Raw genomic sequence first — 26,656 nt, forward strand, 5'->3', positions numbered from 1 at the left:
GAAAGACGAGCATGAGTGACATCAAGAAAGTCGTCCTGGCCTACTCCGGCGGCCTGGATACCTCGGTCATCCTGAAATGGCTGCAGGACCATTACCACTGCGAAATCGTGACCTTCACCGCCGACCTCGGCCAGGGCGAAGAGCTCGAGCCGGCGCGCCAGAAGGCGCTGAAGTTCGGCATCAAGCCGGAGAACATCTACATCGACGACGTGCGCGAGGAATTCGTGCGCGACTTCGTGTTCCCGATGTTCCGCGCCAATACCGTGTATGAAGGCGAATACCTGCTCGGCACCTCGATCGCGCGTCCGCTGATTGCCAAGCGCCTGATCGAGATCGCCAGGGAAACCGGCGCCGACGCCATTTCCCACGGCGCCACCGGCAAGGGCAACGACCAGGTGCGCTTCGAGCTCGGCGCCTATGCGCTGATGCCGAACGTGAAGATCATTGCGCCGTGGCGCGAATGGGACCTGCTCTCGCGCGAGAAGCTGCTGAAGTACGCGGAAGACGCCGGCATCGAAATCGACATGAAGCACAAGAACGGTGGCGCGCCCTACTCGATGGACGCGAACCTCTTGCACATCAGCTTCGAAGGCCGTCACCTGGAAAACCCGGGCGCGGAAGCCGAGGAATCGATGTGGCGCTGGACCGTGAGCCCGGAAGCGGCGCCGGATGCAGCCGAATACCTCGACGTCGAATTCGAGAAGGGCGACATCGTCGGCCTGAACGGCAAGCGCATGAGCGCGGCCGAAGTGCTGACCGAGCTGAACCGCCTCGGCGGCAAGCACGGCATCGGCCGCCTGGACCTGGTGGAAAACCGCTATGTCGGCATGAAGTCGCGCGGCTGCTATGAAACCCCGGGCGGCACCATCATCCTGAAGGCGCACCGCGCGATCGAATCGATCACGCTGGACCGCGAAGTCGCGCACCTGAAGGACGACCTGATGCCGCGCTACGCTTCGCTGATCTACAACGGCTATTGGTGGAGCCCGGAGCGCATCGCGCTGCAGACCCTGATCGACCATACGCAGCAAAGCGTGAACGGCTGGGTGCGCGTGAAGCTGTACAAGGGCAATGTGATCGTCGTGGCGCGCGACTCGAAGACCGACTCGCTGTTCGACCAGACCATTGCGACCTTCGACGAAGACGGCGGCGCCTACAACCAGGCCGATGCCGGCGGCTTCATCAAGCTCAACGCGCTGCGCATGCGCATCGCGGCGAACGCGCGCAACAAGCGCGGCCAGTAATTCGATACGCCGCAAGGCACGGGGGCCCATTCAGGGCCCCTTTCATTTATGACATGTAGGGTGGGCGAAGCCCACGCGTTGTTCGCGGAGTCCGCGTGGGCTTCGCCCACCCTACGCATCTCCAGAGGAAATCCATGAGCACGACCCAATTCGACAACGTCTCCGTCGTCAAGAAAGCCAATGTCTACTTCGACGGCAAGTGCGTGTCCCACACCGTCATCCTGCCCGACGGCACGAAGAAATCCGTTGGCGTGATCTTCCCGTCGCAGCTGGTGTTCAACACTGGCGCGCCGGAGATCATGGAACTCAATGCCGGCAAGTGCCGCATCCGCCTGAAGGGCGAGACCGAGTGGAAGAACTACGAAGGCGGCCAGAGCTTCAATGTGCCGGGCAATTCCAGCTTCGATATCGAGACCATCGAGACGCTGGATTACGTTTGCCATTTCGGTTGAGAGGATCCTGCTTCGTAGGTTGGGCTGACAAGCCCAACGGAAGCTCGATCCCGTGCGGACTCCCGTTGGGCTTCCTTCGTCAGCCCAACCTACGTCATGATGCGGTCCGGTTCAGATGAACACCGGCTCCGGCTCCAGCATCACACCATAGGCGCGTGCCACATCGTCCTGGATCGCGCGCGCCAGTGCAGCAATCTCCCCGCCCCTTGCGCCGCCGCGATTCACCAGCACCAGCGCCTGCTTCTCATACACGCCGGCCGCGCCAAGGCTCCTGCCCTTCCATCCGCATTGATCGATCAGCCAGCCGGCGGCCAGCTTGTAGCTGCCATCGGCCTGAAGATGGCTCACCAGTTGCGGATGCGCGGCCAGCAGCGCATCGCGCTGTTCTTTCGATACCACCGGGTTCTTGAAGAAGCTGCCGGCATTGCCGATCTGCGCCGGGTCGGGCAGCTTGCGCTGGCGGATGGCGATTACCGCGTCGCTGACGGCTTGCGCATCGGGCGCGGCGATGCCGCGCGCCTGGATCTCGCGCGCCAGTTCTGCATAGGCGAGATTGGGCTGCCATCGCTTGGGCAAGGCAAAGGTCACATCGAGGATCACCGCCCTGTCCTTCAACGCGTGCTTGAACACGCTGTCACGGTAGCCGAAGCGGCAGGCGGCACGGTCCAGCGACAGCAGCTCGCCGCTGTCGAAATCAAAGGCGGTCAGGGAATGAAAGACATCGCCGATCTCGCTGCCGTAGGCGCCGATGTTCTGGATCGGCGCGGCGCCGACGCTGCCCGGTATCAGCGACAGGTTTTCCAGACCGGGCAAGCCATGCGCAAGCGTGTGCAACACGAAACCATGCCAGTTCTCGCCAGCGGCGGCGCGCACCAGCGTTGCGTCTGCAGTTTCGCCAACGATGGCGATGCCGCGGCCGCGCATCTGCAGCACCAGCGCATCGACGGCATCGCCGGTCAGCAGGATGTTGCTGCCGCCGCCGAGCACCAGGCGCGGCAATGCCGCAAGTTCGTCGCTGTCACGCACCGCGCGTAACTCGTCCGCCGTCTCCACCGGAAGAAAAGCGCGGGCGCGGGCATCGATGCCGAAGGTGTTGAAGGGACGAAGCGAAACGTCGTACTGCAGATGGGCGGGAGCATTCATGGCCGGGCGATTATAGCGGCACCGTCGTGCTGCGACGCCCAACATGGGCTTTCTGGCAACCCCATTTTTTCTTCGCTAGAATGACCGGCTCGAAAAAGCGAAAGGATCAGCCATGCCATCATTTGACGTCGTCTCGGAAGCCAATCAGGTCGAAGTGAAGAATGCGGTCGACCAGGCAAACAAGGAAATCACCACCCGCTTCGACTTCAAGGGCAGCGATGCCCGCATTGAACAGAAGGAACGCGAACTGACGGCCTACGCCGACAGCGACTTCCAGCTCAGCCAGGTGCGCGACGTGCTGACCAACAAGATGAGCAAGCGCAACGTCGACGTGCGTTTCCTCGACATCGGCAAGGTCGAGAAGATCGGCGGCGACAAAGTCAAGCAGGTGATCAAGGTGAAGAACGGCATCGAGTCCGAAGCCGCGAAGAAGATCCAGCGCATGATCAAGGACAGCAAGATCAAGGTGCAGGCAAGCATCCAGGGCGAAGCGCTGCGCGTTTCCGGCGCCAAGCGCGACGACCTGCAGGCGACGATCGCGTTGCTGAAGAAGGAAGTGAAGGACCTGCCGCTGGAATTCAACAATTTCCGCGATTGAGACCGTCATTGGGGCCGCGACTGCGGCCGCAATGTAAAAAGGGCCGGTTCGCCGGCCCTTTGTCTTTTACTCCTTCTCGCTGCGCAGACGACGCTGCTGCACCGCCGCCGCCAGGCCTTCCAGCACCTTCACGCTGCTGTCCCAGTCGATGCAGCCATCGGTGACCGACTGGCCATAGGTCAATTCCTTGCCCGGCACCAGGTCCTGGCGGCCGCCGACCAGGTGCGACTCGATCATCACGCCGATGATGCGGTCTTCGCCGCCGGCGATCTGCTCGCCGATGTTGGCGCACACCGGCACCTGGTTTTCCGGCTTCTTCGAGCTGTTCGCATGCGACGCATCGATCATCAGCTTCTGCGACAGGCCGTTGGCCGCGAGCGCCTTGCAGGCTTCGTCGACGCTGGCCGCATCATAGTTCGGCGCCTTGCCGCCGCGCAGGATGATGTGGCAATCCTCGTTGCCGGCGGTGGAGACGATCGCCGAGTGCCCGCCCTTGGTCACCGACAGGAAATGGTGCGGCTGCGATGCCGCCTTGATCGCATCGGCCGCGATCTTGATGTTGCCGTCGGTGCCGTTCTTGAAACCGACCGGGCAGGACAGTCCGGAAGCCAGCTCGCGGTGCACCTGCGACTCGGTAGTGCGCGCGCCGATCGCGCCCCAGGAAATCAGGTCGGCCACGTATTGCGGGCTGATCACGTCCAGGAATTCGGTGCCCGCCGGCAGGCCCAGCTCATTGATGTTCAGGAGCAGCTCGCGCGCCATGCGCAGGCCGTCGTTGATGCGGAAGCTGTTGTCCATGTACGGATCGTTGATCATGCCCTTCCAGCCCACCGTGGTGCGCGGCTTTTCGAAATACACCCGCATCACGATTTCCAGGTCCGCCTTGTGGCGCTCGCGCTCCTCAACCAGGCGGCGCGCATATTCCATCGCGGCGGCGGGATCGTGGATCGAGCAAGGACCGATGACGACCATCAGCCTGTCATCCTGGCCGTGCAGGATGCGATGCAGCGCGGTGCGCGCGCCCGCCGCGGTGGTTGACGCCTTCTCCGAGCAGGCGAACTCGCGGATCAGGTGGGACGGGGGCATCAGCTCTTTCAGTTCTTGTATCCGTAGATCATCGGTGCGCGGCATGTTTTCTCCTGGAGGTAATTGGCGGGTCCGGAAATGAAAAAACCGCCTGGTCGGCGGTTTCTTCAGAATTCTGGCTAGTCTCGCTCGTCTTGCTTTTACGTGAACTTAGCGCTATTCCACCGCCCTGGGACTGGAATGGCTAAAGCTAAAGTAAAAGAAGAACAGTGCGTGGGACATGGATTCGGGCGTGTGTGCGGAAAAACTCGGGCAATAGTGCAGCAAATCCGCGCCTTTGGCAAGTGCGGGAATGCCTGCGCCGCCAGGAGTGCGCTGCCAGACCGACCGAGCCGGCGAGCCGCGCTATCATCGCTCACCTTCTCCGATCGCCACACCCACATGATTCTTGCCCGCCACTTGATTCGTTCGCGCCCGCGGCTGTCGTTTGCGCTCGCCACCGGCATCGTCGTCACCTGCCTGCTGCCTGCGCACCTCGGCGGCGTGGCGCGCGGATTGGTCGGCTGGAACGTGGTGGTGTGGACGTACCTGCTGCTGGTCGGATGGCTGATGGGACGCTCGGATCACCACCGGGTGCGCGCCGTCGCTCTGCAGGAAGACCAAACCGCGCTGGCGGTGCTGGCGCTGATGTCGCTGGCCGCGGTGGCGAGCGTTGTCGCCATCGTGTTCGAGCTGGCTTCAGCGGGCAAGCTGTCGTTCAGCCAGCGCTTGTTCCATTACCTGCTGACCGGATGCACTGTGCTCGGTTCCTGGGGCATGGTGGCGACGATCTTTACCTTCCATTACGCGGTGCTGTTCTACAAGTCGCCCTGCGAGGCGCGCGCGCTCGGTTTTCCGGACCACGAACCGGAGCCGAATTACTGGGACTTCCTGTACTTCTCATTCACCATTGCGGTGGCCGCGCAGACTTCCGATATCTCGGTACTGTCGCGGCCGGCGCGCAAGGCCGTACTGGCGCAATCGGTGCTGGCCTTTTTCTTCAATGCCGCGATTCTGGGCTTGTCGGTAAATATCGCGGCCAGCGCGGTGGGTAGCTGAGCGGCAAGCCTCAGCCAAGAAAGCCGATGACGCCGCCGCCAGCCAGCGTCGCCAACACCTGCGGGAACATCGCCGCATCGAACAGCGCGCCCCGGACTTCGCATTGCTGCATGGTCGCCAAGCCGGTTTCGTCGGCTAGCGAGGACTCCTGCAGCAGTGGAACCGCATCAGACGGCGCCGCCATCCGCGCCAGGCTGGGCACGCATGGATCCGGCGAAACCTGGAGCGCTGGATGCGTCGTCACCGAGCCGATCAGCGTGGATAGCGTGTATGACGCAACACCTTCAGGCGCCACGCCATCGTCATCGATGAGAGCCAGGCGCACGCCCAGTTCGGCAAGAATGCGCGCGCTGTCGAACTGCAGGGAGGCGTCCTCCAGCGGCAACAGCCGCGCGCCGCAGCAAACCAGGCCGAAGTACAGCACCAGCGCATCGGGATGACCGCAGCCGACATAGGCAACCAGGTCGCCCGGCCGCACACCCCATTCGCCGTGGAGTCGCGCCGCAGCGCGTTCGATGCGGTTGCGCAGTTTGCGATAGGTCGCGATGCGAAAGCGCGAGGTATAGGCGATCGCGTCCGGCTGGCTGCGCGCATGGCGGCACAGGGCCTGGTAAGCGTCGCGGGAGATCGTGGGGTAGGAAGTCATGTCGTCAGGCAAGTAAAAAACCCGGTGATTCTACGGAAAAACTCTTGCTGCCATCATGGCTGCGCGATTTTCGGCATAATTGAGCCTCGTTTTTGCTTCCAGGCTTTCGATGCCCCCAGATTCTTCCCGCGCGATGGCGCCGCAATTTGACAATGCCCACTTCCGCCGCGCGCTTTCCCAGTTCGCCACCGGCGTCACCGTGATCACGACCCGCCTGGAAGACGGCAGCTTCGTCGGGCTGACCGCAAGTTCGTTCAACTCGCTGTCGCTGCAACCTCCGCTGGTGCTATGGAGCCTGTCGAATGCCGCGAGCAGCCTGCCAGTGTTCACCGACAACTCCCATTACGTGATCAATGTGCTGTCCGCCGGGCAGAATGCGCTGGCCGAGCAGTTCGCGCGGCGCGGCATCGACCGCTTCGCCGGCGTCGAATACACGCTGTCGCGCACCGGCCTACCCATCCTCAAGGGCGTTTCCGCCTGGTTCGAATGCCACAACCGCAGCCGTTATCCGGAAGGCGACCATGTAATCTTCGTCGGCGAAGTCGAGGAATGTGAGGCATATCCGCAGCCAGGGCTGGTGTTTCACGGTGGACGGCTGTTCGATACAGATGCTGGTCCCATTTGAACAGCGCACGATTGAACAATAGCGGTTCATAATCATTCGCAGCTCTTCAACCAGCCTCGCACAGGCTGCCCGATGCCAGACCTATAATGCCCGTCCTGCATCGCATTTCTCGACCGGGGGAACCATGTCGCCATTCACTGCCAGTACCGATCCGGTGCAATCGCTTTACGACGCGGACTTCCATGCCTGGGCCATGGCACAGGCGCAATTGTTACGGCAAGGCAGATTCAGCGAGGCCGACATCGCCCATATTGCCGAGGAGATCGAAGACTTGGGCAATGAACAAATACGCGCACTGGCCTCGGCCATGCGAAACGTACTCGTGCATTTAAGCTTGTTGCGCTTTTCTCCTGCGACGGATCCGCGTGCACATTGGGCTGGCGAAATCGCCAACTTTCGCATTGCACTGGACGACCGCCTCGACGGCAGCCCGAGCCTGCGCCGGCACCTGCACGGCCTGGTGCCAAAGGAGTGGAAAAGGGCGAGGCGGATTGCCACATTGAAGCTTGGGGAAGAGATGAAACTGATCGGCGAATTGCCGAAGGAAAGTCCGTTCACCCTGGAAGAGATCATGGACGACGACTTCTTCCCGGCTTTCAGCGCAGAAGCTTCGGGTCGCAGGCGCTCCTGAAGTGGATGGCGGGTGGTAGCCGAGCAGCCCATGTAGCGAGACGGAACCGCGCCATGTTCGCGCAACAGCCTGCACACCGTGGGTATTTTGTAGGGTGGGCACAGCCCACGCGGTGCCAGGCCGGCTTCGTTCTCGACGGACGTAGCGTTCAGCTGAAGCAGCGTCCCACAACAGCAAATCGAACGACGCGGCATGCAACCCGTGCGCGGCGCGCCGCCTTATCCGAGCAAGCGCCCCAGCACACCCTCTGACCCGAAGGCCGAGCGACGCAAGCGATCATTGATACCCAGCCAGGCGTCGTCCTGTGGCGGCCGCTCGACGAGAATCACTTCCGCGCCAGCCGCATCCATGTCTCGCAGTGCCGCATACAAGCCATGCGCATAGCCAGCCGGTTCGCGCGGCAGCACGGTTCCGACCGGGGCCGGCGCATCGCTGCCACAAGCGATCAGCGCCACGCGCCGGCCCTTCTGCCGCAAACTGTCCAGCACCGATGCCAGTTCCGCACCATCGACCAGCACCACCGGCGTCGCCGGCGCATAGTGCGAATCCAGCGCGCCCGACACCCGCGGCGCATCCGCTCCGCCCAGACCCGGCCATTGCCCGATCACCGCAGCGATCTGCTCGGCGCTGATGTGTCCTGGGCGCAGCAGCGCCGGGCCATGATTCGCCATGCGCGACAGATCGACGATGGTCGATTCAATGCCAACCTCGCTCTGACCGCCATCCAGCACCATCGCTAGCGGCGAATCCGGTCCGTCGCCGAATTCGCCGCGCACATGCGCCGCGGTGGTCGGGCTGACATGGCCGAAGCGGTTCGCCGAAGGCGCCGCTACGCCGCCCTGTCCGCCTTTGAACTCCGCAAGCAATGCCTGCGCCACCGGATGCGAAGGACAGCGCAGACCAATGCTGTCCTGCCCGCCCGACACCGCGGCGGGAATTGCAGGCGCGCGCTTGAGAATCAGCGTCAGCGGACCGGGCCAAAAGGCCGCAATCAAGCGATGCGCCTCGGGCGGAACATCGATCGCCCAGCGGCCGATATCGGCGCCCGGCGCGAGATGCACGATCACGGGATGATTCGACGGCCGTCCCTTGGCCGCGAAGATGCGCGCAACCGCCTCGGGGCTCTCGGCATCGGCACCAAGGCCGTACACCGTCTCGGTCGGAAACGCGACCAACTCGCCCGCCTCGAGCAGGCGCGCCGCGGCGCTGATTGCCGCCGCGTCCGGCGTATGGCTAGCCTCGGTCATGCCGGTATGCGCAGGATCGCGCAGGCCGCGCGCATGTGCTGCTGCGCTTCGGCCAGGGTCGGCGCGACGAAGGTGATGTGGCCCATCTTGCGTCCGGGCCGGGCTTCTTCCTTGCCGTACAGATGCAGGTTCGCACCCGGCAGGGCCAGCACCTGGTCCCAGGCCGGCTCGATCATGGTGTCGCCATCGAACCAGACATCGCCGAGGATGTTCAGCATTACCGCCGGCGAATGCTGGCGCACGTCGCCCAGCGGCAGTCGCGCCATGGCCCGCGCCTGCTGCGCGAACTGGCTGGTGACGCAGGCGTCGATGGTGTAATGCCCGCTGTTGTGCGGACGCGGCGCCATTTCGTTGACCACCAGCGCGCCGTCCTGCAGCACGAAGAATTCGATGCACAGCACGCCGACATACTGCAGTCGCTCGATGATGACCAGAGCCGCCGCCTGCGCGCGCGCTGCGGTGTCCGCGGCCACGTTCGGCCCCGGCACCGTGGTGGTGAACAGGATGCCGTCGCGATGCACGTTCTCGGCGATCGGATACACCTGCGATGCGCCGTCGTGGCCGCGCACTGCCAGCACCGAAATCTCGTAAGCCAGCGGCAGCATCTTTTCCAGCACGCAGGCAACGCCGCCCATCGCGGCAAAGGCGGCACGCGCTTCGTCGCGGCTCTTCACCCGCACCTGGCCCTTGCCGTCATAACCCATGCGCACCGTTTTCAGGATGCCGGGAAAGAGTTGCTCGGGCAGCGCGTCGATATCCGCATCCTGCGCGATCAATTGATGCGGCGCCGGCAGCACGCCGGAATCCTGCGCGCACTCGGTGAAGAAGCGCTTCTCGACGATGCGATCCTGCGCCACCGAGACCGCTGCCGCGCCGGGCGCAACGAAGGTCTTCGTCGCCAGGCGCGCCAGGCTGTCGGCCGGCACGTTTTCGAATTCGGTGGTGACGGCGCTGCACTGCGCGGCGAGCTCATCGAGCCCCGCAGCATCGGTGTAGCCGGCGCTCAGCAGATGGTCAGCGGCATGGCCGGCGGGACAATCCTGCGCCGGCTCCAGCACTGCGACCTTGTAGCCCATGGCCTGCGCGGCATGCACGAACATGCGGCCGAGCTGGCCGCCGCCCATCACGCCGAGCCAGACCGCCGGCGATGCACCGGGATTGGCGGGAGGAAGCGTTTTCATGCCGGCAGCGCCATCGCCTGCGCGGCCGCAGTCTGGCGCGCGCGGAATGCCATCAGCTGCTCGGCCAGCGCTGCATCGGACACCGCCATCATCGCCACCGCGGTCAGCGCCGCATTCGCCGCGCCCGCTTCGCCGATGGCAAAGGTCGACACCGGCACGCCCTTGGGCATCTGCACGATGGACAGCAGCGAATCCTCGCCGCGCAGGTATTTCGACGGCACCGGCACGCCCAGCACCGGCACGATGGTCTTGGCCGCCAGCATGCCCGGCAAGTGCGCCGCGCCGCCGGCGCCGGCGATGATTGCCACCAGGCCGCGCTCGCGCGCGGTCTCGGCATAGGCGAACATCTCGTCCGGCATGCGATGCGCAGACACGACCTTCGCTTCATGCGGAATGCCGAATTCCTTCAGCACCGCCACCGCGTGCTGCATCACTTCCCAGTCGGAAGAAGATCCCATCACCACGCCGACGCGGGGCGCGGACTTGGCTGCATCCTGGCTCATGTCAGTCCTTCAGGGTTGCGCCGGTCAGGCGCTCCAGCGCTTCGCGGTATTTGGCGGCAGTCTTGTCAACGACTTCGGCAGGCAGCGCCGGCGCGGGCGCGGTCTTGCCCCAGCTCGTCACGGTTTCCAGATAGTCGCGCACGAACTGCTTGTCGAAGGACGGCGGCGAGATGCCGGGACGGTAGGAGTCGGCCGGCCAGAAACGTGAAGAATCGGCGGTCAGCACTTCATCCATCAGGTGCAGTACGCCATGGTCGTCCAGACCGAATTCGAATTTGGTGTCGGCGATGATGATGCCGCGCGTGGCGGCGTAGTCGGCGGCGGCCTGGTACAGGCGGATGCTGATGTCGCGGATCTTGGCCGCGAGTTCGGCGCCGATGCGCTCTTCCATCTCGGCGTAGCTGATGTTCTCGTCATGCTCGCCCATCTCGGCCTTGGCTGCCGGGGTGAAGATCGGCTGCGGCAGCTTGTCGGCCTGCTGCAGGCCTGCCGGCAACTGAATGCCGCAAACCGCGCCGGTGCTCTGATAATCCTTCCAGCCCGAGCCGATGATGTAGCCGCGCACCACGGCTTCCACGAGGATGGGCTGCAACTTCTTCGCCACCACCGCGCGACCGCGCACCTGCTCGACTTCGGACGGCGCCACCACCGACTCGGGCGCGATGCCGGTCAGGTGATTCGGCACGATGTCGCCGAGCTTCTCGAACCAGAAGTCCGACATCTGGTTCAGCACCCGGCCCTTGCCGGGTATCGGTTCCTGCATGACCACGTCGAAGGCCGAGAGGCGGTCGGTGGTGACGATCAGGATCTTGTCGTCGCCGACGGCGTAGTTGTCGCGCACCTTGCCGCGGCCGAGCAGCGGCAGCGAGGCGATGGAGGATTGGTAGAGAGGAGTCATGGGCGTCTCTGAAGGCTCGTAGGGTGGGCGCAGCCCACGCGGTCCGTTGCTCATCAACCAGAGACCGCGTGGGCTGCGCCCACCCTACGTAGATTCCGGGACCGGGAAGCCGGCCCCGCGTGAGGCCCGAATTTTACTGCACGATTTGCGACAGTTCGCCCTTTTTGTATTTCTCGGCCATCTTTTCCAGGCTCAGCGGCTTGATCTTCGCCGCCTGGCCTTCGCAGCCGAAAGCCTGGTAACGCGCCTTGCAGATTTCCTTGGCGGCTTCGCGCGCCGGCTTCAGGTAGTCGCGCGGATCGAACTTCGACGGGTTCTGGAACAGGTAGCGGCGGATCGCGGCCGTCATTGCCAGGCGGATGTCGGTGTCGATATTGATCTTGCGCACGCCGTGCTTGATGCCTTCCTGGATCTCTTCCACCGGCACGCCATAGGTTTCCTTCATGTCGCCGCCGAATTCGCGGATCTCGGCCAGCAGTTCCTGCGGCACCGAGGACGAGCCGTGCATCACCAGGTGGGTGTTCGGGATGCGTGTATGGATTTCCTTGATGCGCTCGATGGCCAGGATGTCGCCGGTCGGCTTGCGCGAGAACTTGTAGGCGCCGTGGGACGTGCCGATGGCGATCGCCAGCGCGTCGCATTGCGTCTGGCGCACGAAGTCGGCAGCCTGGTTCACGTCGGTGAGCAGCTGCTCGCGGGTCATCGTGCCTTCGGCGCCGTGACCGTCTTCCTTGTCGCCCTTCATGGTTTCCAGCGAGCCGAGCACGCCGAGTTCGGCCTCGACGGTCACGCCGATGGCGTGCGAGAACTCGACCACCTTCCTCGAGACCTCGACGTTGTACTCATAGCTGGCGACGGACTTGCCGTCTTCCATCAGCGAGCCGTCCATCATCACCGAGGTGAAGCCGGACTTGATGGCGGCCATGCACACCGCCGGCGACTGGCCGTGGTCCTGGTGCATGACGACCGGGATGTGCGGATAGGCTTCCACTGCCGCCGAGATCAGGTGGCGCAGGAAGGCTTCGCCCGCGTATTTGCGCGCGCCTGCCGAGGCTTGCATGATCACCGGTGCGCCGACTTCATCGGCGGCCTGCATGATCGCGCTGACCTGCTCGAGATTGTTGACGTTGAAGGCGGGCAGACCGTAACCGTTTTCAGCGGCGTGGTCCAGGAGTTGACGCATGGATACGAGTGGCATAGTGATTCTCTCCTGTCAGAAATTAATGTTCGCCAACTTTGACGATATTGAGTGCATTGGTGCCGCCAGCCTGGCCCATCGGTTCCCCCCAGGTAATGACGATCATGTCATCGCGCTGGACCAGCCCCTTGGCCAGCAACAAGTCCTGCGCCAGTTTCAGGGTCGCTTCCCTGTCGGTGGAATGGGGAAGCTCCATCGTGGTGACATTGCGGTACAGCGCGGCCTTGCGCTGCGTGGTCTGGCTCGGCGTCATCGCGTAGATCGGCACATCGATGTTGTGCCGGCTCATCCACAAGGGCGTGGAGCCGGTTTCGGTCAGCGCGACGATGGCCTTGACCCGCAGATGGTAGGCAGTGAACAGCGCGCCATAGGCGATCGACTGGTCGATGCGGGAAAAGGTCATGTTGAGGAAATCCGCGTCGAGACGGAAGTCTTCGGAATGCTCGGCTTCGATGCAGATCGCGGCCATGGCCTCGACCGTCTCCACCGGATAATGGCCCGATGCGGTCTCGGCCGAAGTCATCACCGCGTCGGTGCCGTCCAATACCGCGTTGGCCACGTCCGAGACCTCGGCGCGGGTCGGCACCGGGTTGTGGATCATCGACTCCATCATCTGCGTGGCGGTGATGGCGAGCTTGTTGGATACGCGCGCCATGCGGATCATGCGCTTTTGCAGCGCCGGCACCGCGGCATTGCCGACTTCCACCGCCAGGTCGCCGCGCGCGACCATGATGCCGTCGGACGCGTCCAGGATTTCCTGCAGCGCCGGGATCGCCTCGGCGCGCTCGATCTTGGCGATCATCTGCGGCTTGTGGCCATATTCCTCGCCAGCGATATTGGCCAGCTGGCGCGCCATGAGCATGTCGGTCGCGCTCTTCGGGAAGGACACCGCCACGTAATCGGCCTGGAAGCGCATCGCAGTCTTGATGTCTTCCATGTCCTTGGAAGTCAGCGGCGCCGCGGTCAGCCCGCCGCCCATGCGGTTGATGCCCTTGTTGTTGGACAGGTCGCCGCCGATGCGCACCACGGTATGCACCTGCGAACCGGCCACACGCTCGACCACCAGCACGATCAGGCCATCGTTCAGCAGCAGCGTGTCGCCGGCATGCACGTCACGCGGCAGGTCCTTGTAATCGAGGCCGACGCCGTCCGGCCCGCCGAGCTCGCGGTTCGCATCCAGCACGAATTTCGCGCCGCGCTCCAGGTGTACCTTGCCGCCGTCGAACTTGCCGATGCGGATCTTCGGTCCCTGCAGATCGGCCATGATCGCGACTTCGCGGCCGCATTCGGCGGCGATCTTGCGAATCATCGCCGCGCGCTCGATATGATCCTGCGCCTTGCCATGCGAGAAGTTCAGGCGCATCACATCCACGCCCGCATGGATCATGCGCGTCAGTGTTTCGACATCGCTGCATGCCGGACCGATGGTGGCGACGATCTTCGTGGCTCTGTGCATCATGCCTTCCTGGATCACATGGTTCTCCTTCGGTCGGGACGCTGGAGGGCGCGGACGGCTCCGGCCGAATGCGGGCGCGGTGCTCAAGATGCGCGCTGCTCGAGCACTTCCACCGCCGGCAGGGTCTTGCCTTCCAGGAATTCCAGGAAAGCGCCGCCGCCCGTGGAAATGTAGCCGATGCGATCGGCGATATCGTATTTGGCGATCGCCGCCAAGGTGTCGCCGCCGCCGGCGATCGAGAAGGCGCCGGAATTGGCGATGGCCATCGCCAGCGTCTTCGTGCCCTCGCCGAACTGGTCGAACTCGAACACGCCGACCGGGCCGTTCCAGACGATGGTGCCGGCGGCCTTGATGCCTTCGGCCAGCCTGGCTGCGGTTTTCGGGCCGATGTCGAGGATCATGTCGTCGTCTGCCACGTCCTTCACGTCCTTGACCGTGGCCTGCGCGGTGGCGGCGAATTCCTTCGCGCACACCACGTCTTCGGGAATCGGCACCGATGCGCCGCGCTTGGCCATCATGTCGATGATGGCTTTCGCTTCGTTCAGCAGGTCCGGCTCGGCCAGCGACTTGCCGATCTTCAGGCCCGAGGCCAGCATGAAGGTGTTGGCGATGCCGCCGCCGACGATCAGGTTGTCGACCTTGTCGGCCAGGGTTTTCAGGATGGTCAGCTTGGTGGAGACCTTGGAGCCGGCGACGATGGCCACCAGCGGACGCTTCGGCTCGTGCAGCGCGCGGCCCAGCGCATCGAGTTCCGCGGTCAGCAGCGGGCCGGCGCAGGCAACCGGCGCGTATTTGGCAATACCGTGGGTCGTGGCTTCGGCGCGGTGCGCGGTGCCGAAGGCGTCGTTCACATACACGTCGCAGAGCCTGGCCATCTTCTGCGCCAGCTCGTCGCTGTTCTTCTTCTCGCCCTTATTCACCCGGCAGTTTTCCAGCAGCACCACCTGGCCCGGCGCGACATCGACGCCATCGACCCAGTTCTGCTTCAGTTCCACCGGCTTGCCCAGCAGCTCGGACAGGCGTTTGGCGATCGGCGCCAGGCTGTCTTCGGGCTTCAATTCGCCTTCGGTCGGACGACCGAGGTGGGAAGTGACCATCACCGCGGCGCCGGCATCCAGCGCCTGGGAAATCGCCGGCACCGAGGCGCGGATGCGCGTGTCTTCGGTGATGTTGCCGGCGTCATCCTGCGGCACATTGAGATCGGCGCGGATGAACACGCGCTTGCCCTGGAGTTTGCCGCCGGAAACCAGGTCGGCGAAGCGATTGAATTGCATGGTCGCGAGTCATGTTGAATTGGAAAGACGCGTATTCTACCCGACCGCATTTCGGGGAAATACCGTTTTCGGCAAAGGCTGCGCGCGTGCCGGGAACTTTTTTGCCGGGCGACTTTATAGCCAGAGGCGCGCCGCTGTATAGGCCAGCATGCCGACGATGATGGTGCCGAGCAGATGCCGGCTGGCGAGGAAGAACAGCGTTGCGGCGATGGCGCCGATGATGCGCGGATTGCGCCAGTCCGACATCAGCGCGCCATTGGCCAGCAGGATGTCGGGCATCACGATCGCGGCGAAAGCCACCGGCGGCGCATAGCGCAGCGCATGGCGCACGCCGGCCGGCAGCCGGACGCGCGCGAACAGGAAGAAGGAAGCGCGGGTGATGACGGTAGCCGCCGTCATCAGCGCAATCGTGATCCAGATTTCGTGCGCATCCATCATTTCTCCTCGCCGCCCTGCAACGCATCCACTGCCAGCGCGGTGGCCATGCCGGCGACCACGCCGCCGAGCAGGCCCAGGCGGTAAGGCAGCGCCGCGCCGGCCACGGCCACGGTGCCGGCCACGCTCACCCCGGACAGCGCCGCCGCATTCTTTACCAGCGGGATCAGCAGCGCCAGCAGCGCCAGCGTGCCGGCGAAGCTGATGCCCCAGCTCGCCGGAATGCGCGAGGCCATCAGGATGCCGGCAACCGATCCGGCCTGCCACACGATCCAGTTCAGCGCGCAGATGCCCATGTAATAGCCAGCCTTGCCCGCGGGCCTTCCACCCTCGGCGTAGCGCTGCGGAAAATAGCCCATGACGATGTCGCCGTTCAGGTAGCCGTACCACAGGCGCTTTTTCCATGGCAGGTGCGCGAAATGCGGCCCGAGGCTGGCGCCGAAGATCACGAAGCGCAGGTTCACCGCCAGCGCGGTCAGCAGCACCAGCAGCGGCGATGCGCCGGCCGCGATCAGCGGCAGCGCGGCCAGTTGCGCCGATCCGGCGAAGACGATGAAGTTCATGCCCAGCGCCTGCCACAGCGTGAGCCCGGATTGCATCATCGCCATGCCGGTCACGACCGCCCAGGCGAAGATGCCGGGCATGGCCTGGGCGCAGTCGCGGGTGGCCTGGCGGAAAGCCTGCTTTTCAGGATCGGGAAAGACTACGGCGGATAGGCCTGTTGAATCGGGCGGCATCGGGCAAGAATGACTATCTGGAAAGACGGGTGAGAAAGCTGATTTGCCGCACTGCAGCAAACTTTCCGGGCCGCCATTCTACTCGGGCCGGAGATGCGAAACCCCTTAATTTGCATTTGCTTGCATCGATGCAGTGCGTACCCTCGTCGACACCAAGCTTAATCCGCTAAAATCCAGCCTTTGCAACAATTAATCCGGAGAATGACTATGTCCATGGCTGACCGCGACGGGAAGATCTGGAAGGACGGCGCTCTGATCGACTGGCGCGACGCCACGGTCCACGTCCTGACCCATACGCTGCATTACGGCATGGGAGTGTTCGAAGGCGTGCGCGCCTACAAGACCGACGAAGGCACCGCGATCTTCCGCCTGCGCGAACATACCCAGCGCCTGTTCAATTCCGCCAAGATCTTCCAGATGACCATCCCCTATGACCTGGAAACGGTGATGGCGGCGCAGCGCGAAGTGGTGCGCGCGAACAATCTGGAATCCTGTTACCTGCGCCCGCTGGCCTGGATCGGCTCGGAAAAGATGGGCGTCTCGGCCCGCGGCAACACCATCCACCTGTCCATCGCTGCCTGGCCCTGGGGCGCCTACCTCGGCGAGGAAGGCATTGCCAAGGGCATCCGCGTGAAGACCTCGTCGTTCTCGCGCCACCATGTGAACGTGTCGCTGGTGCGCGCCAAGGCCTGCGGCTACTACATCAACTCGATCCTGGCGAACCAGGAAGCCACCGCCGACGGCTACGACGAGGCGCTGCTGCTGGACACCGACGGCTATGTGTCCGAAGGCTCTGGCGAGAACGTGTTCATCGTCAAGAACGGCAAGATCTACACGCCGGACCTGGCTTCCTGCCTGGACGGCATCACCCGCGACGCGGTGCTGACCATGGCGCGCGACCTCGGCATCGAAGTCATCGAAAAGCGCATCACCCGCGACGAGATGTATTGCTGCGACGAAGCCTTCTTCACCGGCACCGCGGCCGAGATCACGCCGATCCGCGAGCTGGACAACCGCGAAATTGGCCCGGGCCGCCGCGGTCCGATCACTGAAAAACTGCAAAGCCTGTTCTTCGACGTGGTTGCCGGCAAGGCGCCACAGTACAAGCACTGGCTGACACTTGTTTAATCCTGGAGAAAAGATGAGCGGCACCAACCAGCAGATGAGTCATGTCGAACTCGACGGCCACGACCTTCCGGCCTTTTGCCCGAATCCGTCGATGCCGATCTGGTCGAACCATCCGAAGGTCTACCTCGACCTCGGCAACGAAGGCGTCGGCAAATGCCCGTACTGCGGCACCGTGTACCGGTTGAAGCCCGGCGCGGTCGTACACGGGCACTGAGCCCCCTCCCCCTGCCGCCGCGAGCACCGCGGCGGCTTCCAGCACAAGAAGCATTTCATGGCCAAACCCGGCAAGATTCCCGGCAGCGCAGAAGACGTCGAAGCCGCCTATTACGAAGCCATCGCCAGCAATGATGTCGATGCGCTGATGGCACTGTGGGCCGATGACGACGACATCGTCTGCGTGCATCCGGGCGCCACGCGCCTGATCGGCCACGCGGCGATCCGCGCTTCCTGGGTCGAAGTCTTCGAGCGCGGCGGCGTACGCCTGGCGCCGACGCTGCTGCATGTGAACCAGAACATGATGAGCGCGGTGCACAGCGTGCTCGAGGAAGTGCGCACGCCTGGCCAGGAGCCGCAGGATCTGCACATCGTCGCCACCAATGTCTATCTGAAGACGCCGGTCGGCTGGCGCATCGTGATGCACCATGCGTCGGTAGCGCCCGGTCAGGCGCCGGCGTCGGCGCCTTCGGGCACCGTACTGCACTGATCGTCATGAGGGATTTCAGCTACCGTGCGCCGCGCTGGCTGCCCGGCGGTCATCTGCAGACCATCTATCCCGCCACCTTCATCCGCCGCCCCGAGGTCGCGTTCCGGCGCGAGCGCTGGGCCGCGCCCGACGGCGACTTCGTCGACATCGATTTCCTCGACGGCCAGCCGGGCAAGCCGCTGGTCGTGCTGTTTCACGGCCTCGAAGGCTCGTCAGGCAGCCACTATGCGCGCGAACTGATGGCGCATCTGCGCGAACTCGGCTGGTGGGGCGCGATACCGCATTTCCGCGGCTGCTCGGGCGAACTTAATGCCGGGCCGCGCTTCTATCATTCCGGCGACGTCGAGGAACTCGACTGGATACTGCGCCGGCTGCAAGGCAGCGAAATGCGCCGGCAAATCGGGCATTTCCACGCAGCGGGCGTCTCCCTGGGCGGCAATGCGCTGCTGCGCTGGCTGGGCGAATCGGGCGAGGCCGCCGGTTTCATTGATGCGGCCTGCGCGATTTCGGCGCCGCTGGATCTGGCCGGCGGCGGCGAGGCGCTGTCCTCGGGCTTCAACATGATCTACACCCGGGTCTTCCTGAAAACGATGATCCCGAAGTGCCTGAAGAAGCTGGACCAGTTTCCGGGCCTGTTCGACCGCGAGCGGCTGCTGGCCGCGCGCAACTTGCATGATTTCGACGACGTGGTGACCGCGCCGCTGCACGGCTTTCGCGACGCCGACGACTACTGGGACCGCGCCAGCGCGCGCCATGTGCTGGACGCGATCCGGGTGCGCACGCTGGTGCTGAATGCGCAGAACGATCCTTTTCTGCCGGCGCGGCATCTGCCGCGGCACGCTTCTTCCTGCGTCACGCTCGAGTATCCGCGTGAAGGCGGCCATGTCGGCTTCGCCACCGGCGCCGCGCCGGGCGTCAATACCTGGCTGCCGCGGCGCATCGTCGCCTTTCTCGAAGGTGAGGACGAAAGCGCCCGGTGACGGCGCGCAAACGGCCATATACGGCTTCGATTACCATGCATCCACGTTTTTTCATCCATTGTTTCCGGGAGCATGAGCATGGACGATATCGTTCGGCAAGCCATGGCCAAGTGGCCGAATGTACCGCACTGCTACGGCTGGCTAGCGCTCGATGCGCGCGGCAACTGGCGCATGCGCGACGAAGCGGCGCAGCGGCAGAACGCGCCCGGCGAACGCATCGCCAATACCACGCTGCAGAGCTTCATCCATCGCAATTACACCCATGACGACGCCGGGCGCTGGTATTTCCAGAACGGTCCGCAGCGGGTCTACATCGATCTCGAGGTTGCGCCCTATGTGGCGCGCACCGATCCGACCCAGGGCTTCGTGCTGCATACCGGTCAGGCGCTGAGTTCGCCAGACGCTGCCTGGCTGACCCTATCCGGCCGGCTGCTGCTGCGCGCGCAGGACAAGCTTGCCGCGCTGGACGATCGTGACCTGGCGGCAATCACACCGGACTTTCAACTCGATGGCGCAGCGCTGGGGGATGAGCAATTGCTGGAATGGTTGGCGGATCAGGCGCCGCGGCCGCTGGAATGGCAGATCGGCGAGCGCCGCTTGGCGGTGGAGCGCATTCCGGATACCGGCCTGGATGCACGCTTCGGTTTCGTGAGCCGGCCGCGGGAAGGCTCGTAGGTTGGGCTGAAAAGCCCAACATGCACCCCGATCCCGTGCGAACTTCCGTTGGGCTTCCTTCGTCAGCCCAACCTACGGCTTGTTCTTCCCTTCCTTGTTCTGCTTCATCTCTTCCAACCGCTGCGCCTTCAACTCGCGCTCGCGCGCATCGATGATGGACTGGTCGTAGAACGACGCATCCGGCGCGCGCCGCGCGATCTGCAGCTGGTCCAGCGCCGCCGGTAGGCTGCCCTTGATCGCATAGGACTCGGCCAGCGCCAGATGCTGCAGAGCCTGCTTGCCCTGCGTCGCATAAGCCTTCGCCAGCCGCTGCTGCACCCGCGCATCCTCGCGGTACAACTGCGACTGGTCACGCAGATAGCGCACCGCCTCGTCGATTTTCCCGGCGGCGATCAGCGCATCCGCATACTGCGACGCGATATCGCGCGACAGCGGAAAAGCCTCGCGCGCGGCCGCCGATTGCTTCAGCGCCGCATCGGTCTGGTTGGCCGCCAGACGGATTTCCACGCCCAGGCTGGCCAGCGGTTCAGCATCCTTGAGCGCCGCGGCGCGCGCTTCATCCAGCAGGGACTGCGCGCGCGCGGCGTCGCCCTGGCGCAGCGCAATCAGCGCAAGGCCGTATTTCGCGGCCGCGGTTTGAACCCGTGTCTTCGGTGCGAGTTCGGTCTCGAAAATCTTGGCAGCGTCGCGCCAGCCTTGCGGGTTATCGTTCTGCAGCACCCGCACCCGCGCGCGGATCAGGTAGAAGTCGATGTTGTCCGCATGCTGGTGATAGCGCTGCTGCCGAATGCGGGCCTGGATGTCGGCAATACGCTCGGTGGTCAGCGGGTGCGACTGCAGATAGGCGGGAATGCCTTCGCCATAATTGCGGGTCGCGGTCTGCAGGCGGCCGAAGAAGGCGACCATACCCGAAGTGTCATAGGCGCCGGCATCCAGAATCTGCAGGCCGACGCGGTCGGCTTCGCGCTCGGCGTCGCGGCTGAAATTGAGCTGCCGCTGAATCGCCAGTCCCTGCCCGCCCATCACCGAAGCCATCGCCACGTCCGGGCTCGAGCGCGCCGCCAGCGCGCCGAGCAGCAGCGAAGCCAGCGGCACCAGCATGTCCTGACGCTGCGCGCCGAGCATGCGCGCGATGTGGCGCTGCGCTACGTGACCGATCTCGTGCGCCAGCACGGATGCCAGCTCGGACTCGTTCTGCGCTGCCAGCAGCAAACCGGAATGCACGCCGATGAAGCCGCCCGGCAGCGCGAACGCATTCAGCGAGCCGTCGCGCACTGCGAAGAAGAAGAAATCGAAGCTGGCATCGCCGCGCACCTCGGGACGTGCCGACACCAGGGTATTACCGAAATTGTTCAGGTATTCGAGCGTGGGCGCGTCGTCCAGGTAGTCCGGGTCCTGGCGCAGGTCGCGCATGATCTGCTCGCCGAGCCGGCGCTCCATGGCCGGCGACAATTCCTCGCGCTCGGTGCCGCCGAGATTCGGCAAGCCGGCGCCGACATTGGGCAGGCTTTGCGCGGCCAGCGGCTGGACCAGCATCGGACCGGAAATCAGCAGCGTCGCCAAGGCGGCGCGGATGCGGGATCGGATCGGCATGGAAAGACCGCGAAATGCGGAATGTTAAAAGACGGTGCTATGATACCCGCCGCCCGCCGCGGCACAACCGCAAACCGCCACGCTTCCCTTTTCACGATGAGCAACGACCAGACTTCCCCTTCCGGCCTGACCCATTTCGACGCCGCCGGCCAGGCGCACATGGTGGATGTCGGCGCCAAGGCCGACACCCATCGCATCGCCATCGCCGCTGGCACCATCCGCATGAAGCCGGAAACCCTGGAACTGGTCCGCAGCGGCAGCGCCAAGAAAGGCGACGTGCTCGGCATCGCCCGCATCGCCGCCATCATGGCGGCCAAGCGCACCAGCGACCTGATCCCGCTGTGCCACCCGCTGGCGCTCACGCGCGTGGCGGTGGATTTCGAGATCGACCCGGCCGCGCCGCAGGTGCATTGCACCGCGCGGGTGGAAACCAGCGGCAAGACCGGCGTGGAGATGGAGGCGCTGACGGCGGTGCAGGTCGGCCTCTTGACGATCTACGACATGTGCAAGGCGGTGGACCGCGGCATGGTGATGACCGATGTGAAGGTGCTGGAGAAGCACGGGGGCAAGTCGGGAGATTGGGTGGCGGAGTGAGAGGGAATGCGTGATCGAAAAGCTGCTCGCCAATTCATTTGTGCATTACGGAATTCCGGCACCGGCTTTTTGGATTGACGCCAAACGCAGGAACCCCTCTTCCGAACGCAACGCCGCTTCCCCGGCAAATACAGCGGTGCAGTTCCATTCCTCTCGATGACCGAAACGGTATGGCTTCCATGCCTTGAAGATTGGTGCAGCAAACCGCGCCATTTCGCTTGCAACTCCAAGGCAAAACGCCGAACCCATAAGCGCTGGCCGGTCGCCGTTCAGCATCCGTAGCGCTTGTGCCCATTTACCCAACGGAATCTGCCGCCGCGCGGCCCGGTATAGCAGATGTCGTCTCCTTCACCGAGACGGCTCACCGGGCTCAGCGTCTGCGCGCTGCCGTCCTTGCCATGCCGGAATTCCCACGGCGGTTGCGGATTGCTGTCCGCCCACAAGCCCATGCGACGCCATCTGGCCTGTTGCTGCAGCGTTGCCAGCGCAGCATCGCGGTTGTAATGCGTGAGCACCCAAGCCATGCCGCGTTCGACCTGGGCGCGGCTGGCATCGACGCCGTCGCAGGTCACGACGGCTACGGTCCTTCCGTACTGATCGATATCCTGCGTGCGGTATTGCGCCTCTTTGTGCATGCAAAGCTCAACAAGCGAGCGCCGCGATTCGCGGCCGTATGCCTGTCCACGCTCGGGCGCATCGATATTGGCAAGGCGGATTTTCAGGCGCCGACCGTCCACTGCCAGCGTCAAGGTATCGCCATCGGCAACGCTGATCACCGGATGCGCGCTGGCGCTGGCCATCATTAATGCGCAACACAAGGCGAGTCCCAAACACTGCGGGCGAGATGCTCCTGTCATACGGTCTCCGGTCGCGGTTACAAGGAGCCGTGATCATAAGTCACATCCGATCCGCTGCGTCGAGGAAGCCAGTGGCTGACGGTTGCCAACCGAAAACCGATACCAGAAGCACCGCTCAGGACATTGCCGCCAGCGCGGCGCGTGGCGCTACCGGCTGTGCGTCGCCCGGCGGCAGCGGCGGCGAAATGTAGTAGCCCTGGATCTCGTCGCAGTCCAGGGATTTCAGAATGCGCACCTGCTCCAGACTTTCCACCCCTTCCGCGACCACGCGCATGCCCAGCGCATGCGCCATGGTGACGATGGCGGTGAAGAACACCCGGCTTTCATTGGTATGCGCAATCTCCGCGGTGAAAGCCTGGTCCACCTTCAGCACATCGAAATCCAGCTTCTGCAACTGCGACAGCGAGGAATATCCAGTGCCAAAATCGTCGACCAGTATCTTCACGCCCTGCGCATGCAAGGCTTCGAGCATGCGCGGCGCTTGCGAGCCTGACTCCATCATCGACGATTCGGTGATTTCGACTTCAAACAGCCGCGCCGGCACGCCATGCCGGTCCAATGCCGCAGTGACCAGGTCGGCGACGTTCGCATGACTGAACTGCCGCGGCGAGACATTCACCGACACCGGCACCAGCTCGCCGCCCGGAGAAGTCCACGCGGCAAGCTGCGCGCACACCTTGTCGATGACGAGTTCGCCGATGCCCACGATGAGTCCCGTCTCTTCGGCCAGGGCTATGAATTCCCGCGGCTCGAGCAAGCCGCGCGACGGATGCTGCCAGCGCACTAGCGCTTCCAGGCTCAGCGTTGCGCCGGTAATCACATCGATGCGCGGCTGGTAGACCATCGTGAATTCATCGTGCGCTACGGCGGCGCGCAATTCCGCTTCGAGCTCGAGCCGGGCCCGCAGCGTCGCATGGAAGCCCGCTTCAAAGAATTGATAGCCGCCCTTGCCATTGGTCTTGACCGAGTACATGGCGATGTCGGCGTTCTGCAGCAGCGCGGCGGCGTCCGTGCCGTCGTTCGGATACATGGCAATGCCGATCGAGGTGCCCACCGCATGCACACCCTGGTGCAAGCGGAATGCCTGGCTGAAGGCCTGCCGCACCCGCTCGGCGACATGCGCGGCGTCGGAATGGTGCTGCACATGCTCGAGCAGCACCACGAATTCATCGCCGCCGAAGCGCACCACCCGGTCCTGGGGCCGCACTGCCACCTTGAGCCTGTCGGCGGCATGCTGCAGCAATTCATCGCCGGCGGCATGACCGGCGGTATCGTTGACCTTCTTGAAGCCATCCAGGTCGATGAACAGCATGGCCAGCATACGGCTTTCGCGCTCGGCGCCGGCGATGGCCTCCGGCAGATAGCGCTGCACCCAGGCACGATTCGGCAGGCCGGTCAGGGCATCCTGGTCGCCGCGGCGCTGCAGCTCTTCCACATGCGCTTTCTGATCCGACAGGTCGCGCAGACGCACGGCGAGATGGTCGTCGGAACGCACGATCTTGATATGCACCGAGCGCAGTCGCAGCGGACTGCCCATCGGCACATCGAGCTCGGTGTCATGCGCGCCGCTCTCAAAGGCTTGCGTGAGCATGGTGGAGAAATTGCCCATGTCGAAATCGCTGCGGAAGGAAGTCAGCGTGCGGCCCATCAACTGCGCGCGGCGCATGCCGAAGAACTCCGCGCCGCGCTGATTGCAGTCCACCGCGCGGAAATCCAGCACCGCGCCATCCTCATCGCGCAGCGGCTCGATGATGTAGAAGCCTTCGCTACCCTCCTCGGTCGCCAGCCGATAGCTGGCCTGCGCAATGAGGAGCTTCTGCTTGCGCCAGGCGATTTCCAGGGACAGCACCACGGCCAGCGCCGTCACCACGCCCAGCACGATGGTGGCCCAGGCGGCATACCAGACCGCCGTTGCGCGCCTTTCTTCATAGGGCGCCATGGTATCGGCGTAATCCAGCGCCGCGATCGCGGTAAGCGGATAGTCGGCGAGTCGTTGCCAGCCGAGAAAGCGGCTGCGGGCATCAGCGAACCATCCCTCTTCGTGCAACAGGCTGGTACCGCTCTTCCCCGCTATCGGCGGCGTCTGCGCCAGCACCGGATGCCCGGGCGGGGAAACGTGATCATCGCTGCGGATCAAGCGGGTGACGCCGTCGTCGCTGATCATGCCGATCAGCCCATGCTTGCCCATGATCGCGGCATCGTAGGCGTCGGAAAACACCGTCAGTTCCACCGATACCAGCACCGTGCCGGCGAAGGCGCCGGCGCCATCCTGGATGCGGCGGGAAAAGTAGATCACATGGGTGCCGGGCACCTGCCCCAGCCTGGGCGCGCTGATGAACAGGGTGTCGGACTGAGCGAATTTTTGAAAGAGGAAATAGTCCTGGTCAGCGGAGAGAGCGTCACTGTCGGCGTTGAAACTATTGCTGACTGCGCGACCATCGCGATCGATGATGCTCACGTAATACCGTTCCGGAATCGCCAGGCTGCCGTCGCGAGCCAGGCTGTGCAAATCGAGATGGCCATTCGAGAGCTGCCACTCCAGCCGCACATGGCGCACGATCTGGTCTATCGAATCCAGCAAACGCTTCAGATCAGCCGCATGATCGCGCGCCAATGTGGCCGTTTCCAGGAGGCTGCGCTCCTCGGTGGCGCGGCGCGATGCATCCAGGTTGGTGAACAGCACCGCCCAGCCAATCATGCCCACGAGGATTGCGCACATCAGCCAGGCGACGAAGACACCGTAGACGCCGCGCAGGAAATGCAGCTTTTCACGCAAGTCCGCCGACATGGTTCTGAATGCGGTCCTGATCATCTTGCCTTTGGCAAACGCTTTAGCACCGTCGCGCGGGGATGCGAACTATCTTAAAAGTGCCACACGTTTGGCCAATGATTCGACGCATGGTTTGCGTTCGCAAACGCACAAAAAAATGGCAGGCCCAAGGCCTGCCGCGACAACCTGACAAAGGACGAGAACGCGTTATGCGCTCTGGGTCACGATGGAAACCACCTTCTCAGCCTGCTGCTGCGCCGGTTGGACATAGCTGCCTGCGAAATTGCGCGCCTGCGACTGCATCGTATCGGTGGTTTGCTTGACCACCTTGGTGATCTGCTCGTAGAAGGCATTGCCGTTGCCCATCATCGACTTCATCAGCGCCATGGCATCTTCGGAGCCGGCCGGCGCATTCTTGGACAACTGGTCGACCACTGCGGCAGCAGCGCGGCTTGCCTCGGAGACCTGGGTTTCGATGGCCTTGGCCAGTGCAAGCTGGCTTTCCGAATAGATTTCGCTCAGATAGCGCGCGTAGGAACTGACTTTTTCCAGGTTCGGCTGAAACTGCGCAGCGGAAATGCCGAAGAATTCCTGCGGATTCGTTGCCGAAAGCAGCTTGGTCATGTTGGCGGAAAACTCTTCCGAAGACGCTTTGGCAGCGGCCAGATTGAGATTGGCGATACGTTCCACGCCCTGCAGCATGTTACTGGCCAGCGCGTTGACTGCGGTGGTTTGCGTATCCAGCAGCGCCCGGCCGGAAGCGGAGTATTGCTCGAAGTTCGGAAACATGATTTCTCCAGAAGTATTGGTAGGCTTGATTAACGCTCTTTATGTTGCAGCGCAACATAGCGAATTCTACCCGAATTTCGTGACAATTAAACCCAGCGTATGGAAATTCGGATGAAAAATCACAGATTAATTAAGGGAAATGAAAAACAGAAATTATTCATTTCGGAAATCATTT

29 protein-coding genes are annotated in these 26,656 nt (G+C 63.7%); 12 read left to right on the forward strand and 17 right to left on the reverse strand.

Going from position 1 to position 26,656, the window contains the following annotated elements:
• The first annotated feature begins 11 nt into the window (after positions 1-11).
• Positions 12-1,244, forward strand: coding sequence for an argininosuccinate synthase (locus tag JJB74_RS01520; protein WP_200590007.1), 1,233 nt, complete (start codon positions 12-14; stop codon positions 1,242-1,244).
• Positions 1,245-1,378: 134 nt separating this feature from the next.
• Positions 1,379-1,696 (forward strand): pyrimidine/purine nucleoside phosphorylase, encoded by a 318-nt coding sequence (ppnP, locus tag JJB74_RS01525; protein ID WP_200590009.1) that lies wholly within the window; start codon positions 1,379-1,381, stop codon positions 1,694-1,696.
• 111 nt (positions 1,697-1,807) lie between these two features.
• On the opposite strand, the gene murB is transcribed toward ppnP, so the two are convergent.
• Positions 1,808-2,839: a UDP-N-acetylmuramate dehydrogenase gene (murB, locus tag JJB74_RS01530; protein WP_200590011.1), complete on the reverse strand. Its 1,032-nt coding sequence runs from the start codon at positions 2,837-2,839 to the stop codon at positions 1,808-1,810.
• A 112-nt stretch (positions 2,840-2,951) separates the two neighbouring features.
• On the opposite strand from murB, the gene JJB74_RS01535 reads away from it, so the two are divergent.
• A complete protein-coding gene (locus tag JJB74_RS01535) occupies positions 2,952-3,437 on the forward strand; it encodes a YajQ family cyclic di-GMP-binding protein (RefSeq protein ID WP_200590013.1) in 486 nt (161 codons plus the stop codon).
• Between the two features lie 66 nt (positions 3,438-3,503).
• Here the strand turns inward: JJB74_RS01535 and aroG are convergent, their stop codons facing one another.
• Positions 3,504-4,568 carry a 3-deoxy-7-phosphoheptulonate synthase AroG gene (gene aroG / locus JJB74_RS01540; protein WP_200590015.1) on the reverse strand — a complete coding sequence of 355 codons (1,065 nt, stop codon included), beginning with the start codon at positions 4,566-4,568 and terminating at the stop codon, positions 3,504-3,506.
• 336 nt (positions 4,569-4,904) lie between these two features.
• On the opposite strand from aroG, the gene JJB74_RS01545 reads away from it, so the two are divergent.
• The gene (locus tag JJB74_RS01545) at positions 4,905-5,561 is read left to right on the forward strand and encodes a DUF1345 domain-containing protein (RefSeq protein ID WP_200590018.1); all 657 of its coding nucleotides are present in this window, start codon (positions 4,905-4,907) and stop codon (positions 5,559-5,561) included.
• A gap of 10 nt (positions 5,562-5,571) precedes the next feature.
• Here JJB74_RS01545 and JJB74_RS01550 read toward each other — a convergent pair whose 3' ends face one another.
• Entirely contained in the window at positions 5,572-6,207 is a 636-nt protein-coding gene (locus JJB74_RS01550; protein ID WP_200590020.1) for an AMP-binding protein, read from the reverse strand.
• Positions 6,208-6,316: 109 nt separating this feature from the next.
• On the opposite strand from JJB74_RS01550, the gene JJB74_RS01555 reads away from it, so the two are divergent.
• Both JJB74_RS01555 and JJB74_RS01560 read left to right on the forward strand, forming a co-directional pair.
• Entirely contained in the window at positions 6,317-6,832 is a 516-nt protein-coding gene (locus JJB74_RS01555) for a flavin reductase family protein (protein ID WP_200590022.1), read from the forward strand.
• Positions 6,833-6,956: 124 nt separating this feature from the next.
• Complete coding sequence (locus JJB74_RS01560) at positions 6,957-7,463, forward strand: DUF29 domain-containing protein (protein WP_267913120.1); 507 nt, start codon at positions 6,957-6,959, stop codon at positions 7,461-7,463.
• Between the two features lie 218 nt (positions 7,464-7,681).
• Here the strand turns inward: JJB74_RS01560 and JJB74_RS01565 are convergent, their stop codons facing one another.
• From JJB74_RS01565 to JJB74_RS01605, 9 genes are all read right to left on the reverse strand, one after another.
• Complete coding sequence (locus JJB74_RS01565) at positions 7,682-8,710, reverse strand: L-threonylcarbamoyladenylate synthase (protein ID WP_200590026.1); 1,029 nt, start codon at positions 8,708-8,710, stop codon at positions 7,682-7,684.
• A complete protein-coding gene (locus JJB74_RS01570) occupies positions 8,707-9,891 on the reverse strand; it encodes a 5-(carboxyamino)imidazole ribonucleotide synthase (RefSeq protein WP_200590027.1) in 1,185 nt (394 codons plus the stop codon). Before JJB74_RS01570 ends, JJB74_RS01565 begins: the two co-directional genes overlap by 4 nt.
• Positions 9,888-10,394 carry a 5-(carboxyamino)imidazole ribonucleotide mutase gene (gene purE / locus JJB74_RS01575; RefSeq protein WP_200590029.1) on the reverse strand — a complete coding sequence of 169 codons (507 nt, stop codon included), beginning with the start codon at positions 10,392-10,394 and terminating at the stop codon, positions 9,888-9,890. The genes JJB74_RS01570 and purE overlap by 4 nt, the downstream gene beginning before the upstream one ends.
• A 1-nt stretch (position 10,395) precedes the next feature.
• Positions 10,396-11,292: a phosphoribosylaminoimidazolesuccinocarboxamide synthase gene (locus JJB74_RS01580; RefSeq protein ID WP_200590031.1), complete on the reverse strand. Its 897-nt coding sequence runs from the start codon at positions 11,290-11,292 to the stop codon at positions 10,396-10,398.
• A gap of 133 nt (positions 11,293-11,425) precedes the next feature.
• Positions 11,426-12,490 (reverse strand): class II fructose-bisphosphate aldolase, encoded by a 1,065-nt coding sequence (gene fba, locus JJB74_RS01585; protein WP_200590032.1) that lies wholly within the window; start codon positions 12,488-12,490, stop codon positions 11,426-11,428.
• A 22-nt stretch (positions 12,491-12,512) separates the two neighbouring features.
• Positions 12,513-13,946, reverse strand: a complete 1,434-nt coding sequence (gene pyk, locus JJB74_RS01590) for a pyruvate kinase (protein ID WP_200590714.1) — start codon at positions 13,944-13,946, stop codon at positions 12,513-12,515.
• An 83-nt stretch (positions 13,947-14,029) separates the two neighbouring features.
• Positions 14,030-15,220, reverse strand: a complete 1,191-nt coding sequence (locus JJB74_RS01595; RefSeq protein WP_200590034.1) for a phosphoglycerate kinase — start codon at positions 15,218-15,220, stop codon at positions 14,030-14,032.
• A gap of 114 nt (positions 15,221-15,334) precedes the next feature.
• Positions 15,335-15,658 (reverse strand): AzlD domain-containing protein, encoded by a 324-nt coding sequence (locus JJB74_RS01600; RefSeq protein WP_234483462.1) that lies wholly within the window; start codon positions 15,656-15,658, stop codon positions 15,335-15,337.
• Complete coding sequence (locus tag JJB74_RS01605) at positions 15,655-16,392, reverse strand: AzlC family ABC transporter permease (RefSeq protein WP_200590038.1); 738 nt, start codon at positions 16,390-16,392, stop codon at positions 15,655-15,657. The genes JJB74_RS01600 and JJB74_RS01605 overlap by 4 nt, the downstream gene beginning before the upstream one ends.
• A gap of 207 nt (positions 16,393-16,599) precedes the next feature.
• Here JJB74_RS01605 and JJB74_RS01610 point away from each other — a divergent pair, with 207 nt between their 5' ends.
• The 5 genes from JJB74_RS01610 (at position 16,600) to JJB74_RS01630 (ending at position 19,878) form a co-directional block, all read left to right on the forward strand.
• Complete coding sequence (locus JJB74_RS01610; RefSeq protein ID WP_200590040.1) at positions 16,600-17,520, forward strand: branched-chain amino acid transaminase; 921 nt, start codon at positions 16,600-16,602, stop codon at positions 17,518-17,520.
• A 13-nt stretch (positions 17,521-17,533) separates the two neighbouring features.
• Complete coding sequence (locus JJB74_RS01615) at positions 17,534-17,734, forward strand: zinc-finger domain-containing protein (protein WP_234483464.1); 201 nt, start codon at positions 17,534-17,536, stop codon at positions 17,732-17,734.
• A gap of 57 nt (positions 17,735-17,791) precedes the next feature.
• Positions 17,792-18,223, forward strand: coding sequence for a YybH family protein (locus JJB74_RS01620; RefSeq protein ID WP_200590042.1), 432 nt, complete (start codon positions 17,792-17,794; stop codon positions 18,221-18,223).
• 5 nt (positions 18,224-18,228) lie between these two features.
• Entirely contained in the window at positions 18,229-19,203 is a 975-nt protein-coding gene (locus JJB74_RS01625) for a YheT family hydrolase (protein ID WP_200590043.1), read from the forward strand.
• A 78-nt stretch (positions 19,204-19,281) separates the two neighbouring features.
• The gene (locus JJB74_RS01630) at positions 19,282-19,878 is read left to right on the forward strand and encodes a DUF2946 family protein (RefSeq protein WP_200590045.1); all 597 of its coding nucleotides are present in this window, start codon (positions 19,282-19,284) and stop codon (positions 19,876-19,878) included.
• A 72-nt stretch (positions 19,879-19,950) separates the two neighbouring features.
• Here the strand turns inward: JJB74_RS01630 and JJB74_RS01635 are convergent, their stop codons facing one another.
• Positions 19,951-21,471, reverse strand: a complete 1,521-nt coding sequence (locus JJB74_RS01635) for a M48 family metalloprotease (RefSeq protein ID WP_200590046.1) — start codon at positions 21,469-21,471, stop codon at positions 19,951-19,953.
• A gap of 96 nt (positions 21,472-21,567) precedes the next feature.
• Here JJB74_RS01635 and moaC point away from each other — a divergent pair, with 96 nt between their 5' ends.
• Entirely contained in the window at positions 21,568-22,065 is a 498-nt protein-coding gene (gene moaC, locus JJB74_RS01640) for a cyclic pyranopterin monophosphate synthase MoaC (RefSeq protein ID WP_200590047.1), read from the forward strand.
• A gap of 45 nt (positions 22,066-22,110) precedes the next feature.
• On the opposite strand, the gene JJB74_RS01645 is transcribed toward moaC, so the two are convergent.
• The 4 genes from JJB74_RS01645 to phaP all read right to left on the reverse strand — a co-directional run bounded on the left by JJB74_RS01645 (position 22,111) and on the right by phaP (position 26,481).
• On the reverse strand, positions 22,111-22,341 hold the full coding sequence (locus tag JJB74_RS01645; RefSeq protein WP_200590048.1) for a hypothetical protein: 231 nt from the start codon (positions 22,339-22,341) through the stop codon (positions 22,111-22,113).
• Positions 22,335-22,922 (reverse strand): thermonuclease family protein, encoded by a 588-nt coding sequence (locus JJB74_RS01650; protein WP_234483466.1) that lies wholly within the window; start codon positions 22,920-22,922, stop codon positions 22,335-22,337. The genes JJB74_RS01645 and JJB74_RS01650 overlap by 7 nt, the downstream gene beginning before the upstream one ends.
• Positions 22,923-23,037: 115 nt before the next feature.
• Positions 23,038-25,734, reverse strand: coding sequence for a bifunctional diguanylate cyclase/phosphodiesterase (locus tag JJB74_RS01655; RefSeq protein ID WP_234483476.1), 2,697 nt, complete (start codon positions 25,732-25,734; stop codon positions 23,038-23,040).
• A 165-nt stretch (positions 25,735-25,899) separates the two neighbouring features.
• Complete coding sequence (gene phaP / locus JJB74_RS01660; protein ID WP_200590050.1) at positions 25,900-26,481, reverse strand: TIGR01841 family phasin; 582 nt, start codon at positions 26,479-26,481, stop codon at positions 25,900-25,902.
• Between the last annotated feature and the right edge of the window lie 175 nt (positions 26,482-26,656).

It is taken from the genome of Noviherbaspirillum pedocola, assembly GCF_016632335.1.
Classification (GTDB): domain Bacteria; phylum Pseudomonadota; class Gammaproteobacteria; order Burkholderiales; family Burkholderiaceae_D; genus Noviherbaspirillum_A; species Noviherbaspirillum_A pedocola.

Coding starts and splice junctions, on each gene's coding strand:
- JJB74_RS01560 (WP_267913120.1), top strand. CDS start 6,957: ATGTCGCCATTCACTGCCAGTACCGATCCGGTGCAATCGCTTTACGAC.
- JJB74_RS01545 (WP_200590018.1), top strand. CDS start 4,905: ATGATTCTTGCCCGCCACTTGATTCGTTCGCGCCCGCGGCTGTCGTTT.
- JJB74_RS01555 (WP_200590022.1), top strand. CDS start 6,317: ATGCCCCCAGATTCTTCCCGCGCGATGGCGCCGCAATTTGACAATGCC.
- JJB74_RS01535 (WP_200590013.1), top strand. CDS start 2,952: ATGCCATCATTTGACGTCGTCTCGGAAGCCAATCAGGTCGAAGTGAAG.
- JJB74_RS01595 (WP_200590034.1), bottom strand. CDS start 15,220: ATGCAATTCAATCGCTTCGCCGACCTGGTTTCCGGCGGCAAACTCCAG.
- JJB74_RS01565 (WP_200590026.1), bottom strand. CDS start 8,710: ATGACCGAGGCTAGCCATACGCCGGACGCGGCGGCAATCAGCGCCGCG.
- JJB74_RS01550 (WP_200590020.1), bottom strand. CDS start 6,207: ATGACTTCCTACCCCACGATCTCCCGCGACGCTTACCAGGCCCTGTGC.
- moaC (WP_200590047.1), top strand. CDS start 21,568: ATGAGCAACGACCAGACTTCCCCTTCCGGCCTGACCCATTTCGACGCC.
- JJB74_RS01625 (WP_200590043.1), top strand. CDS start 18,229: ATGAGGGATTTCAGCTACCGTGCGCCGCGCTGGCTGCCCGGCGGTCAT.
- fba (WP_200590032.1), bottom strand. CDS start 12,490: ATGCCACTCGTATCCATGCGTCAACTCCTGGACCACGCCGCTGAAAAC.
- JJB74_RS01610 (WP_200590040.1), top strand. CDS start 16,600: ATGTCCATGGCTGACCGCGACGGGAAGATCTGGAAGGACGGCGCTCTG.
- pyk (WP_200590714.1), bottom strand. CDS start 13,946: ATGCACAGAGCCACGAAGATCGTCGCCACCATCGGTCCGGCATGCAGC.
- ppnP (WP_200590009.1), top strand. CDS start 1,379: ATGAGCACGACCCAATTCGACAACGTCTCCGTCGTCAAGAAAGCCAAT.
- JJB74_RS01620 (WP_200590042.1), top strand. CDS start 17,792: ATGGCCAAACCCGGCAAGATTCCCGGCAGCGCAGAAGACGTCGAAGCC.
- phaP (WP_200590050.1), bottom strand. CDS start 26,481: ATGTTTCCGAACTTCGAGCAATACTCCGCTTCCGGCCGGGCGCTGCTG.
- JJB74_RS01645 (WP_200590048.1), bottom strand. CDS start 22,341: ATGCTGAACGGCGACCGGCCAGCGCTTATGGGTTCGGCGTTTTGCCTT.
- JJB74_RS01650 (WP_234483466.1), bottom strand. CDS start 22,922: ATGACAGGAGCATCTCGCCCGCAGTGTTTGGGACTCGCCTTGTGTTGC.
- JJB74_RS01655 (WP_234483476.1), bottom strand. CDS start 25,734: ATGATCAGGACCGCATTCAGAACCATGTCGGCGGACTTGCGTGAAAAG.
- aroG (WP_200590015.1), bottom strand. CDS start 4,568: ATGCCGCGCACCGATGATCTACGGATACAAGAACTGAAAGAGCTGATG.
- JJB74_RS01600 (WP_234483462.1), bottom strand. CDS start 15,658: ATGATGGATGCGCACGAAATCTGGATCACGATTGCGCTGATGACGGCG.
- JJB74_RS01635 (WP_200590046.1), bottom strand. CDS start 21,471: ATGCCGATCCGATCCCGCATCCGCGCCGCCTTGGCGACGCTGCTGATT.
- purE (WP_200590029.1), bottom strand. CDS start 10,394: ATGAGCCAGGATGCAGCCAAGTCCGCGCCCCGCGTCGGCGTGGTGATG.
- JJB74_RS01630 (WP_200590045.1), top strand. CDS start 19,282: ATGGACGATATCGTTCGGCAAGCCATGGCCAAGTGGCCGAATGTACCG.
- JJB74_RS01615 (WP_234483464.1), top strand. CDS start 17,534: ATGAGCGGCACCAACCAGCAGATGAGTCATGTCGAACTCGACGGCCAC.
- murB (WP_200590011.1), bottom strand. CDS start 2,839: ATGAATGCTCCCGCCCATCTGCAGTACGACGTTTCGCTTCGTCCCTTC.
- JJB74_RS01520 (WP_200590007.1), top strand. CDS start 12: ATGAGTGACATCAAGAAAGTCGTCCTGGCCTACTCCGGCGGCCTGGAT.
- JJB74_RS01580 (WP_200590031.1), bottom strand. CDS start 11,292: ATGACTCCTCTCTACCAATCCTCCATCGCCTCGCTGCCGCTGCTCGGC.
- JJB74_RS01570 (WP_200590027.1), bottom strand. CDS start 9,891: ATGAAAACGCTTCCTCCCGCCAATCCCGGTGCATCGCCGGCGGTCTGG.
- JJB74_RS01605 (WP_200590038.1), bottom strand. CDS start 16,392: ATGCCGCCCGATTCAACAGGCCTATCCGCCGTAGTCTTTCCCGATCCT.